The organism is Congregibacter sp., assembly GCF_047617445.1.
In the GTDB taxonomy this organism is placed as follows: Bacteria; Pseudomonadota; Gammaproteobacteria; order Pseudomonadales; family Halieaceae; genus Congregibacter.
In genome coordinates, this window is record NZ_JBLGBE010000095.1 from 1 (window position 1) to 12,223 (window position 12,223).

Genomic DNA, 12,223 nt, shown 5'->3' on the forward strand with positions numbered 1-12,223 from the left:
ACCTATGTGAAGTGTAGTACCGAGAGTCACACCGATGTAGGCGACAAGGCGAATGATAGCTTGAGGGTGAATGCGAAGGATCTCCGCTGCAAAGTGATCGGAGAGGGCGGCAATCTGGGCATCACGCAATTAGCCCGGACAGAGTATGCCCTGCTTGGGGGCCGCTCCAATACGGACTTTATTGATAACGCAGGCGGAGTGGATTGTTCAGATCACGAAGTGAATATCAAAATTCTGTTGGATGCGATTGTTGCTCGCGGCGATCTCACCGAGAAACATCGTAATCAGTTGCTTGAGGATATGACCGAGTCGGTTTCGCAACTCGTGTTGGCCAACAACTATCGTCAGGTGCAGGCTATCAGCATAGCCGAGCGAGAGGCGCAGGTGCGAAGCGGCGAATACCGTCGTCTGATTTCGACCTTGGAGAGTTCAGGGCGCCTGGACCGTGAGTTGGAGTTTCTGCCAAGTGATGATGCATTGGCTGATCGACGGACGCAGAATCTGGGTCTTACGCGTCCTGAGCTTTCAGTGCTTATTTCTTATAGCAAAGCGATTCTCAAAGAAGAGTTGATCGAGTCTGACTTGGGCACTGATGCTCATTTGCTAGAAGCAGTGTCTACTGCGTTTCCGCCAAGACTTCTGGAGATTTATCCAGAAGATCTCGCAGAGCATCGTCTGCGCAGGGAGATCATGTGCACGCAGGTCGCCAACGACATTGTTAATCGCATGGGCCTGAACTTTGCGCTGCGACAGCAAAAAGCCACCGGTGCTCCGGTAGCGGATGTCGCCCGAGCGTACACGGCTGTCATGGAAATATTCGAGATCACATCTTTGTGGGCGAGTATTGAAGCTCTGGATTTCGTGGTGGCCTCGGATGTACAGATCGAGATGATGCTCGATGTGATTCGACTGGTGAAACGCGGTACTCGTTGGGTGCTCCGTAATCGCCGTCATCAGATTACGCCCACAAGTATGGTCAAGGAGTTTTGCTCAGGCGTTAGTCAGTTACAGCTCGCTTTACCGGACCTGCTTCGCGGTCGTGCGGCAGAGCAATACGAGTCACGTTTGGAGGATTACCGTGAAGCTGGAGTGAACGCCGAGACTGCGGCTCGGGTTGCAGGCTGTATGCATGCTGCTACGGCGCTGGCCATCGTGGACGTGTCGACGCACACCGATAATGAGCTCATGGAAGTGGCAACGCTCTATTACCACTTGGGTGAACGATTGGGGCTTGATTGGTTTGGGTCGCAGGTGCTGGCCAGCAAGGTCGAAAATGAGTGGCAGGCTATGGCGCGGGAAGCTTACATGGAGGATCTCCAGTGGCAACAGTGCACCCTGGCTGAGGGGGTTTTGCGACTGCGTTGTGAAGACCGTGATGTAGTGAGCTGCATAACGGCGTGGGAGGAGCAGGAGAGCGCCTTGTTAAAGCGCTGGAAAGACATGCTCGGAGAGCTGCATACCACCTCATCCCCGGACTTTGCCATGTTTGCGGTGGCAAACCGGGAACTGCTGGATCTGGCTCAGAGCAGTCGCCGAGCGTAAAGCACTAACCGCCCCAGTTAAGATGCGCGGTTAGTCTCGGACTTACAATATGTGTGGTGTTGGCTCGCTAGGGAGCCAGAGGGTCACTACATGCGGAGGCGATGTACGCCCGATACGCCAATGAGTCCGTCTAGTTGGTCAGCGTGGCCTTCTCGCCAGCCGACGATCCAATTGATGCGTTGTTGTTCGGTAGTGTGTGGACAGCTTTCACTGTTGCGACCTGATACTCCTGCCTGATAACCACGCTCGTAAGCTCGAGCAGTCATATCGCGTTTCTGTCGGCGCATCGCTATTCCTCTCATGTGAAACGTAGGGGCTTAGGTCCATATAAGCAGAGACTAAGCCTGAGAGCTACTATTTTTTTGTTACCAATACAAGCGCTTATATCTCTTATTGCTATAAAGAATTCACATTTTTTCGTCTGTGACTGCGTATAGCTATGTTTTTAGAGGGTTTGTGATCGTGACGCGCTGAAGGCACCATGGGAGCTGATCTGTCATAAGGACTATTTATCCATGCTGTACCGATGCCTGCTCAGTGTTTATTTGATGTTGGGGGCTTTGTCGCCTGCTCTTGCCTTTGATATGACCGAGGACGCCATTCGCGAGGCGGTGCACCGTGGCCAGGCCGATGCCTTGGCACTGTTAGAGCGTGCGGTGAACATCAATAGCGGCACTATGAACACCGGCGGAGTGACAGCGCTAGGGGAGCTGTTCGCGGAGGCGTTTAAGGACGCTGGTTTCGATACCCGCTGGACCGACGGCGAAGCCTTTGGGCGGGGTGGTCATCTGGTAGCTGAGCACGGAACCCAAGGCCCCAAGGTACTGCTCATCGGGCATCTGGATACAGTGTTTGCAAAAGACAGTAGTTTCCAACGTTTTTCGCGGATTGATGAACATCATGCTGCCGGGCCGGGTATCACCGATATGAAAGGCGGCGATGTCATCATCTTGTACGCGGCCAAAGCGCTCGCAGACGCAGGGGTTTTGGATAAGCTACAGCTGCGTGTAGTGCTGACGGGTGATGAGGAGTCTCGCGGCCGTCCGTTAGAGGTGGCCAATGCAGAGTTGATACAAGCGGCCGACTGGGCGGACATTGCGCTGGGCTTTGAGGACGGCGATGGAGACCCAACAACGGCCGTTACTGCTCGTAGAAGCTCCAGCGAATGGCAATTGCTCGTCAAGGGTAAGCCTGCGCACTCCTCGCAAATATTTCGCGAGGACATTGGGTTTGGTGCCGCACTTGAAACAGCCCGGATCCTCAATGCCTGGCGCGAAGCACTGTCGAGTATTCCTAATCTGACGTTTAATCCGGGTCTGGTGATGGCGGGTACCGATCTTAATCATGATGGCGCCACGACGCGTGGCACGGTGTTTGGCAAGAACAACGTGATCGCCCAAAGTGCTATTGTCACCGGTGGTATGCGTGCGATAAGTCCCGAGCAAATCGCTCACGCTGAATCTTTGATGCGCAAAATTGCGGCTGAGAATCTCACTCAAACCAGTGCCGAGGTCAGTTTTAATCATGGCTATCCTCCCATGGCTCCTTCGAAGGGCAATGACGCCTTGCTGAATCATTACAGCGTAATCAGCAAAGAGCTGGGCTATGGTCCGGTGAAGGCAGTAGATCCTCGGCGCGCAGGCGCCGCTGATATTTCCTTTGCGGCGAGTTGTGTCGATGCCGCGCTGGATGGTCTAGGTCTTATGGGAGAGGGTGGCCATACGGTGGATGAAGTTGCCGATCTGCGAACACTGCCACAACAGACACAGCGGGCTGCGATTCTGCTGTATCGAATTGCAAACGGCGAAATCAGTTTTCCCACGGAGTAAGCAGTCCACCGCCGGCGCCCTAAGGCTACACCCTATTCGTGAGGCATCTTCAGGCGCTTGATACCCGGACTCTGGTGTGTGGAGCGCCTTGTGGGTGCTCGAACCTTCCACTGTTCCCCGCATAAAATCGCTCAAGTGGCACGCTCAGGCGACGCCGCTTTGTCACAAATTCGTCATATTTTGATAACAAAACCGTCACACGACGTGTCTAGGATTCGCGGATCAAATCAGCGGTCTCACGGGGCCGGCTTGTTGCTGCACACTTTTGATTCAAACGAGGCACACGATGGTTAGCGAACGCATTTGGCAACGCACATTGATTCTGGCTTTCACGACGCTCCTGGCTGCTTGTGGCGGCTCTTCGGACAACGTTTCACCGGGCGTAATCGTTGTCGAGGTGCCCGTAGTGGGTGACGGCGGCGGCAACGGTGGCGGGAATGGCGGCGGAAATGGCGGCGGTAACGGTGGCGGGAATGGCGGAGGCATCGGCGGCGACGTCATTGCGACGGTTATCCCGGATAGCCTTGCGAGCGCGTTTACAGAGACTGGCGAGTCTGCCAGTGACGCCTTTGGCGGTCGACCGATTTTCGAGTTGGATATTTCAGCGCTGGAAGGCGGTGTCTTGGTTCCTACGGGACTTCTGGTCGGTAACGATATTATTCTGGAAATCACCGGCGGTGCATTGCGCGTAGCAAGCGGCGTTTTGGAGATGGCTCCTGGCTCGGTATTGAGTGGCGGCTCTCAGTTTGACTTCCTGATTATCGAGCAGGGCGCTCAGATCGATGCGGAAGGTACGGCGGAGCAACCGATTATCTTTACTGCTGCCGCGGACGTTGCGGGTGAGGCTGAGTCCAATGATCGTGGTCTTTGGGGCGGTCTGGTGATCAACGGCTTTGCGCCAATCAACGACTGCCCTGAGGGCGCGGAAGGCGGAACCGTAGAGTGCACGAAGGAAGGCGAAGCAAACTCCGGGACTTTCGGTGGTGACGACCCGACGGACAATTCAGGAACCTTGCGCTACGTTCAGGTTCGTTACGCAGGGTCCAATGTTGACCCCGAAAATCAGCTCAACGGTATTGCATTCCAAGGTACGGGCTCGGGCACGACGGTAGAGTACGTGCAGGTTCATAACAACCTTGATGATGGTATTGAGTTTTTTGGTGGAACAACGAGCGCCAAGTACATCGTCCTGACCGGTAACGCGGACGACTCCCTGGACTGGACCGATGGCTGGCAGGGTTCGATCCAGTATCTTTACGTCGAGCAGACCGAATCAGCGGATAACGTGATCGAAGCCGATAATCGCGAAGGCGATGAGGCGGCCTCTCCGGTGGCGATGCCGGCGATTGCGAACTTTTCATTCTTCGGCAGCAGTGTGGCGAACTCCATACGGCTTCGGCGTGGTACCGGCGGCATGTTCTGGAACGGTATCGTAACTGGATCAGACAGCTGTCTGCGCATCGACGGCACATCGCGGGGCAAGTTGGGTGCCGATCTTAGCTTCGCGGGTACAACCTTCGACTGCACAACCATGCATAGCAATGACGATGACGGCGCGGTAGAAGCGTATCTCGATAGTGCATCGGAAGTGTCTCAGGTCGGTGATCAGGTCAGCGCAGTCACTCCAGCGGATTCTCGTCTGGAAGACGCTGGCTTCGTCGGTGCATTCGGGGCCGAGAACTGGACAGAGGGCTGGACCCTGGGTGGATCTGTGAATAACCCGGGTCAGCCAGATCTTGGTTGCCCAGCCGGGACCACCGGCAACGGTGAGACCATCAATGGTATGCGGGTGTGCGACATCGAAGGAACGATTACTGCAGATGTGTCACTGACTAACAATAGCCTTTACCAGTTGGTGGGCAAGGTCACCATCGGTGACGGAACAAGCAGCAATTCGCTCACAATCCAGCCCGGCACTACGGTGTTTGGTGGAACGAACTTTGATTTTCTGGTGATCTCGCAGAACGCTCAGATCGTTGCTAGCGGATCCGCTTCCCAAGCTATCGTATTTACCGCGCGCGCCGACGTCGAAGGCACAGCTGATATCGTTGCGGATAGAGGCCTTTGGGGTGGACTCGTAATCAACGGCAACGCGCCTATCAATGATTGTCCCGAGGGTGCCGAGGGCGGCAGCGCTGCCTGCACCAAAGAGGGTGAGGCTAATTCCGGCACCTATGGTGGCGATGATGCCGCGGACAGTTCTGGCACACTTCGCTACGTTGTGGTGAAGTTTGCGGGATCCAACGTAGACCCCGAGAACCAGCTCAACGGCATCGCATTCCAGGGCACAGGCTCAGGTACTACGGTGGAGTTTATTCAGGTCCACAATAATCTAGACGATGGTATTGAGTTCTTTGGAGGTACGACCAACGCCAAGTATGTCGTGCTCACCGGTAATGCTGACGATTCCCTCGATTGGACCGACGGTTGGCAAGGTTCGGTACAGTATCTGGTGATCGATCAAGCCGACGATGCCGGGGATAATGGTATCGAAGCCGATAGCCGAGAGGGCGACGAAAACGCCAGTCCTCGTTCTACACCTCGCATCGCAAATATGACCATCACGGGCAGCCCATCGGAGCGAGCTATTCGTCTGCGCCGGGGCACGGGCCTTGAGCTGTACAACACGGTTGTGCAAAACAGCGATAGCTGCCTGCGCATTCAGGGCGAGTCACTGAACCAGCTCGGTGAGAGCATCATCTTTGATGGAGTGACCCTGGATTGCGCGACTGTGAATGAGGGCGACGATGTGCCGGCTGTTCAGGCATTCCTTGACGCTAGTAATGTTGCGGAAGGTTCGAATGCAGCGGCGCCGGCGGACCTCTCTGGTGACGCCTTCTTCGATGACACGAGCTTTATTGGTGCGGTTGAAAGCGATGCAACAGATTGGACCGTGGGGTGGACCGTAGGCATGCCAGACTCGGGTGTGAGTTTTGGCTGCCCCGTGGGCACTACCGAAGCTGCGGAGACCGTGGGCGGCAAGACAGCCTGCATTCTCAGTGGCACCTACACCAATGACTTGAGCCTCACGCGGGACAGCAACTACATTCTTGATGGAAAAGTGACGATCGGTGACGAAGGCATACCGGCAGTCCTTAGCATAGAGTCTGGCGTGATGGTCATCGGCGCCGATGCTGAAGACTTCCTGGTCATCAATCGAGGATCAGAGATTCAAGCCAATGGCACCCAGGAAATGCCTGTCACTATGACGGCGATAGCCGATCTTCAGGGCACCGTGAGTGACAACAGTCGTGGTCTTTGGGGTGGGCTGGTTATCAACGGCTTTGCGCCGATCAACGACTGTCCTGAGGGTGCGGATGGTGGAACCGCAGCTTGTACTAAAGAAGGCGAGGCTAACTCCGGACTGTTCGGCGGTGATCAGCCTAATGACAGCTCAGGAACTCTACGTTATGTCGTCGTTAAGTACGCCGGCTCAAACGTCGACCCGGAGAACCAGCTCAACGGCATCGCATTCCAGGGTGTGGGTAATGGAACCACTGTCGAGTACCTGCAGGTCCACAACAATCTGGACGACGGTATTGAGTTCTTTGGCGGCACCGTCGATGCCAAGTATGTGGTTCTTACTGGCAATGCTGATGACTCGTTGGATTGGACCGATGGCTGGACTGGCCGTGTGCAGTACCTTTACATCGAGCAAACAGATGCGGGTGACAACGGTATCGAGGCGGATAACCGCGAAGGTGACGAGCTGGCTGCGCCAGTCTCCAATCCATCTATCGCCAATATGACCATTGCGGCAAGAAGTGATCAACGCGCTATTCGCCTACGTCGAGGAACCGGCCTGTTCTTGTTTAACTCTGCACTCGTGAGTGGCGATAGCTGTCTACGAATCCAGGGTGAGTCGCTGAATCTCCTTGGCACGGGCATTACTTTTGACGGTGTTCAGCTTAATTGCACCACGGTCAACGAAGGTGATGATGAGGCTGCAGTTCAAAGTTTCCTGGATAGCAGTAATGTTACCGAAGGTGCTGCTTTACCCAGTGCAGGGGCATTACCCAGCGACGGGTTTTTTGAGTCAAATAGCGTTATCGGAGCCGACTTTGATAGCTGGAAAGGCACCTGGGTCTTCGGACAGTAATCAGGTATCGAGTGAGCGACGGCGCCAGGTCCCGATGGGTCTGGCGCTTTTTACAATCCAGCTGGGGACGCGCGCGAAATAGTTCGTGCAGCATTGGTCAAAGGCGAAAGGTAATGATGAAACGAAACACTCTGGCACTTGCGGTGGCTGTGGCTTCCGCGCCCCTAGCCTCGCAGGTCTCTGCCCAGGCAGGTGGTATCAGTGCGCCTTCTTTGGAGATCGAGGAGGTGTTTGTTCTGGGGGAATTTATTCCCGACGAGAAGCGTGACACTTCAGCGATTTCTAACATCCTTGATGTGGAAGATCTATCCAAGCTAGGTGAGACGAACATCGGAATCTCTCTATCGCGAGTGACCGGTCTAAGTCTGGTTGGCGGCAAGTACGTTTATGTTCGCGGCTTGGGTGAACGCTACTCCTCCACGTTGCTCAACGGCACGCGTATCTCCAGCCCGGTACCTTTTCAGAAGACTGTGCCCCTGGATATTATTCCTAACAAGATTGTCGAGAGTCTGCTTGTACAAAAGACGTATTCAGCAAATTACCCTGGCGACTTCTCTGGTGGTGTTATCGATATCCGCACCAAGAGTACGCCCCAGGAGGACTACGCCAATATCAAACTGTCTATCGGTGGTAACTCCGAAACGACCGGCGGCGATGGAATTTATTATAAAGGCGGTAGCGAAGATAATTGGGGCTGGGACGACGGTACGCGCGACATTCCGTTGAACATCCAGCAGCTCTCAAGCGAGGAATTTGAGTCGGTAGTGGATCCACAGCGACGCGGCCTCGGCGCTAGCTTTTTTAACAATTGGGACGTTTATGAGAAGTCTATGAAACCCAACTTTACCGGTGAGCTTGAGTTGGGCAAGCGTCTGGAAATAGGCGAAGAGTCAGCGCTCGGATTCATTGGTTCCTTTCGCTACAGCAACCAATGGTTGAATCGCTTTACGGACTTCCGGCGTTATGAATTCACAGGGGTAGACGGCGGTTCCAGGCAAACGGTCGCCTACGACCAGACGACGTCCCGGCAGGTGATTGGCTTTAACGGCTTTGCAACACTGGGTTACGAGATTGACGCAAACAACTCTATCAATCTGACCTACACCCTGATGCGTCAAACGGAAGATGAGACGCAGCAGAACAAGGGTCTGTCATCCGAGGATGATGTGACTGACGGCACCTTTACTCAGAACATTCGTTTGCAGTGGACTGACAACGAGATAGAGACTTGGCAGTTATCCGGTGAGCACTTCATTCCTGCTTTTAACGATGCGGAGTTTACCTGGCGCATGGTGGATGGCGCGGCGTTTCGCGACTCCCCCGATACCCGCACCTATACCTACGCGGAAAACCGCGACGGTATACTGGAGGTGGTGACTCCTAACAGGCAGGCGGCGGGAGATTTAAGGGAGGTGTTCCAGGCGCCGGAACGCAACTATGCGCGTTTAGATGACTCTCTCAGTGACTTTGGTTTTGACTTTAGTATTCCTTTTTATATCGGTGACATCGACGTTACGGTAAATGGTGGCGCGGGCTATTACGAACGGACTCGTGAAAGCGACGACCGTCTTTTTCGTTTTGATCTGACCACCGACACGCCAGACTACGTGCCGATCATGTTTCCCCAGCAGCTGTTTCAGCGCGAGAACTTTGCCGAGAATTGGGTCACCGTGCGCGACTTTACGGCAGGTGCAGCGAACGCCGCAGGAATCTTCCCTCTCGCTGAATCCGGCGAAGAGGTAAGCAGCTACTATGGATCATTTGACGCCCAGCTTACCGATAGAGTGCGCTTGCAAGGTGGCGTGAGGTTTGAAGACATCACCCTCAATGCTGACGCTTGGGGAGGGAACACCGAGCAGGCGACGGTGAATGCGGTAGAGCAGCAGTACGATGACGTTTTGCCATCACTATCATTGACCTACGAGTTCATTGAGAACATGCAGATTCGCCTTGCTTGGTCAGAGACGGTGAATCGCCCCAGTCTGTTAGAGATTACCGGCACCACAATACGTAATCCGCAAAACTTTCAGCTCTACCGTGGAAACGTGTTTTTGGAGCCCGCGGAGTTGACGAACTACGACTTCCGATGGGAATGGTACTTCGGTAACTCTGATAGCATGAGCTTTGGTGCTTTTTATAAAGACTTCACCAACCCCATTGAACAGGGCAAGGTTCAGGCGCAGAACGATATCTTCACGTGGTTTAACGCCGAAGAAGCCTATCTTCAGGGTGTTGAATACGATTTTCGTAAAGAACTTCGCATGGCTAACTGGTTCGGGGTCGAAAGCAAGGGCTGGGATGAAAATTGGTTAAACCTGTTTACGCTGTCGGCCAATGTGTCTGTTATCGATTCTGAGGTCACGCTGCTAGGCGCTGACGAAACTGCCGCCGACGTGCCGATTACCGGTGGCAGGAACATAGCGCAGTTAAATGCTCCTACCCGCCCGCTTACGGGGCAGTCTGATTATCTCGGCAACATTCTGCTGTCTTACGACGATCAGGCGCGGGGCATCATCGCCTCCATTGCTTACAACTACACGGGAGAGCGAATCGCTTTGGTGGGATCACTCAACGATCCCGATGTGATTCAAGAAGGGCTAGGTCGTGTTGATGTGCTTTTTCGTTGGACCATTGAGGATTTTGACATGCTGGGGAGCAGCTTGGAGCTGGAGTTGAAGGCGGCCAACTTGTTCGACGAACCCATAGAGTGGACTCAAGGCGGGCAGATCTTTGAAAAGTACAACTTGGGTATTACCTACTCGGCGGGCTTGCGGCTGAACTTCTAAAAAGTTTGCATACCCAAGGGACACCTTGGGTGCTTAATCCGCTGAAGCAGAAACACAAGGCCAGCGAACACAGCTAAGGCAAATGAAAATGAAAAGGCGGCGAGTATTTACTGGCCGCCTTTTTTTCACGATTCCAGGGCAGGAGCTAGTTGTGCTAGCCCCACTTTCTTCACTGCGTCTTGGGATGCAGGATAACCTCGAGGCCTTTGTAACCTTTCACAAACACTGACAGTGTTCTTTCGGGTTCACCGACAACTTCCACGCGATCGAAGCGCTCGAGAATTTCTTCCCAGAGGGTGTGCAATTGCATTTCTGCAAGACGATTCCCCATACATCTATGAATGCCGAAGCCAAAGGAAAGATGTTTGCGCAGATTTTCACGATGGATGTCATAGTCGTTTGGATTGTCAAATATACGCTCGTCGCGATTGCCCGAGACGTACCACATAACCACTTTGTCGCCCTTGCGAATAGTCTGACCGCCAAGCTCTGTGTCTTCCAGAGCCGTGCGGCGCATGTGAGCCAGTGGTGTCTGCCAGCGGATGGTTTCAGCAACCATGTCGGGAATCAGACTGGGGTTGGCTTTCATTTCGGCAAATTGCTCAGGATTTTTATCAAGACATAGCACGCTGGAACTCATGGTGCTGCGTGTAGTGTCGTTGCCGCCTACGATGAGTAGTAGCAGGTTGCCCAGATACTCCATAGGCTCCATGTCTTTGGTGGCTTCGCCGTGTACAAGTCGTGAGATGAAGTCATTTGAAGGTGGTTCCTTCGCACGCTGATTCCAAAGGCCAATAAAGTACTCCAGGCAGCCTAGCATCTCCTGCTTCCATTCTTCTTCAGTTTCGACCATTCCCTGGCCGGGCAGGGTCGTGGTCATGTCTGACCACCAGGTCAATTTACTGCGCTCTTCATAGGGAAAGTCAAAGAGCGTCGCTAGCATACGCGTGGTCAGCTCGATGGAGACTTTTTCAACCCAGTTAAAGGGCTCGCCAACGGGCAGCTTGTCCAGCACATCGCGGGTTCTTTCACGCATGATCGGCTCAAAGTAGCGCAAGGCGTCGGCACCGACAGTAGGACTAACGGTTTTACGCTGGATGTCGTGCTTGGGCCGGTCCATGGCAATGAACATGGGCAGCTGAAAGTCATCAGCCTGGTCACGAATTGTTATGGCCGGCTCTGAGGAGAAAATTTTATGCGAGGTGTCTACGGTCATAATGTCTTCGTAGCGCGTTATGGACCAATAGGGGCCAAACTCACTCTCTGCGCAGAAGTGCACCGGTGCTTCGTCGCGCAATCTTTTAAACCATGACCACTGCACATCGGCTTCAAAAAGATAGGGGTTTGATACGTCGAGCTCTTCCAGGGGCACAGAGTAGGGATCAACGTGGACCTGCTCTGGATCATGCACGGGTATTTTTGGGGTCGATGGCGCGGGTGCGTTCATAGAAAAGCCTCTGTTGTGATTATTAGCGTTGATTGTATGCAAAGTGAGGCGTCACGGCCATGCCCTGTAACAGGCGCTAAATTGTTCTAAAAAAGTGACAGTTTCCTTAGTATCGGACCCTAAAGTTGAGAGTCCCCTACGCGCTTTAGCGTCCAAGCGTTTACTATTGCATCATTGGGGATAGACGACGTCTGGGGCGCAAACAATATGGCGAGCGAAGACAGCGGTAGGGCGGCCTGGGATGCCTTAAGGGGTGAGCATGAGCGTCTTGGCGATGTGACGATTCTCGAGCTCTTTGAGGATGACGGCGAGCGCGCCGGAGACTTCTCACTAGAGGCCGCCGGTTTGTATCTCGATTATTCGAAGAATCACGTTTCTCGAGCGGGTTTGCAGCAGTTGCTGGAATTAGCAGAGCAGTGTGGGCTCACGGCCAGGATTTCGGGCCTCTTTAATGGTGAACGTATAAATCGCACGGAAAATCGTGCAGTACTTCATACGGCGCTTCGGGACCGCTCGGGAC

The 12,223-nt window shown here is 54.0% G+C and carries 6 protein-coding genes and 1 pseudogene; 5 read left to right on the forward strand and 2 right to left on the reverse strand.

What is annotated here, in order from left to right; genetic code table 11:
• Positions 1-1,542, forward strand: a 1,542-nt coding sequence (locus ACI9KD_RS15390) for an NAD-glutamate dehydrogenase domain-containing protein (RefSeq protein ID WP_414982058.1), incomplete at its 5' end; no start/stop codon positions are given.
• Between the two features lie 86 nt (positions 1,543-1,628).
• Here ACI9KD_RS15390 and rmf read toward each other — a convergent pair.
• A complete protein-coding gene (gene rmf / locus ACI9KD_RS15395; protein WP_414982059.1) occupies positions 1,629-1,829 on the reverse strand; it encodes a ribosome modulation factor in 201 nt (66 codons plus the stop codon).
• Between the two features lie 228 nt (positions 1,830-2,057).
• Here rmf and ACI9KD_RS15400 point away from each other — a divergent pair, with 228 nt between their 5' ends.
• The 3 genes from ACI9KD_RS15400 (at position 2,058) to ACI9KD_RS15410 (ending at position 10,256) form a co-directional block, all read left to right on the forward strand.
• Complete coding sequence (locus ACI9KD_RS15400; RefSeq protein ID WP_414982060.1) at positions 2,058-3,371, forward strand: M20/M25/M40 family metallo-hydrolase; 1,314 nt, start codon at positions 2,058-2,060, stop codon at positions 3,369-3,371.
• 286 nt (positions 3,372-3,657) lie between these two features.
• Positions 3,658-7,470 (forward strand): hypothetical protein, encoded by a 3,813-nt coding sequence (locus ACI9KD_RS15405; protein ID WP_414982061.1) that lies wholly within the window; start codon positions 3,658-3,660, stop codon positions 7,468-7,470.
• Between the two features lie 113 nt (positions 7,471-7,583).
• On the forward strand, positions 7,584-10,256 hold the full coding sequence (locus ACI9KD_RS15410; RefSeq protein WP_414982062.1) for a TonB-dependent receptor domain-containing protein: 2,673 nt from the start codon (positions 7,584-7,586) through the stop codon (positions 10,254-10,256).
• A 169-nt stretch (positions 10,257-10,425) separates the two neighbouring features.
• On the opposite strand, the gene ACI9KD_RS15415 is transcribed toward ACI9KD_RS15410, so the two are convergent.
• Positions 10,426-11,703 carry a cytochrome P450 gene (locus ACI9KD_RS15415; RefSeq protein ID WP_414982063.1) on the reverse strand — a complete coding sequence of 426 codons (1,278 nt, stop codon included), beginning with the start codon at positions 11,701-11,703 and terminating at the stop codon, positions 10,426-10,428.
• Positions 11,704-11,910: 207 nt separating this feature from the next.
• On the opposite strand from ACI9KD_RS15415, the pseudogene pgi reads away from it, so the two are divergent.
• A pseudogene (pgi, locus tag ACI9KD_RS15420) lies at positions 11,911-12,223 on the forward strand (glucose-6-phosphate isomerase); the annotation flags it as partial.

What these genes read in the sequence shown, in the direction of transcription:
- ACI9KD_RS15415 (WP_414982063.1), bottom strand. Translation starts at nt 11,703, where the DNA reads ATGAACGCACCCGCGCCATCGACCCCAAAAATACCCGTGCATGATCCA.
- ACI9KD_RS15405 (WP_414982061.1), top strand. Translation starts at nt 3,658, where the DNA reads ATGGTTAGCGAACGCATTTGGCAACGCACATTGATTCTGGCTTTCACG.
- rmf (WP_414982059.1), bottom strand. Translation starts at nt 1,829, where the DNA reads ATGCGCCGACAGAAACGCGATATGACTGCTCGAGCTTACGAGCGTGGT.
- ACI9KD_RS15400 (WP_414982060.1), top strand. Translation starts at nt 2,058, where the DNA reads ATGCTGTACCGATGCCTGCTCAGTGTTTATTTGATGTTGGGGGCTTTG.
- ACI9KD_RS15410 (WP_414982062.1), top strand. Translation starts at nt 7,584, where the DNA reads ATGATGAAACGAAACACTCTGGCACTTGCGGTGGCTGTGGCTTCCGCG.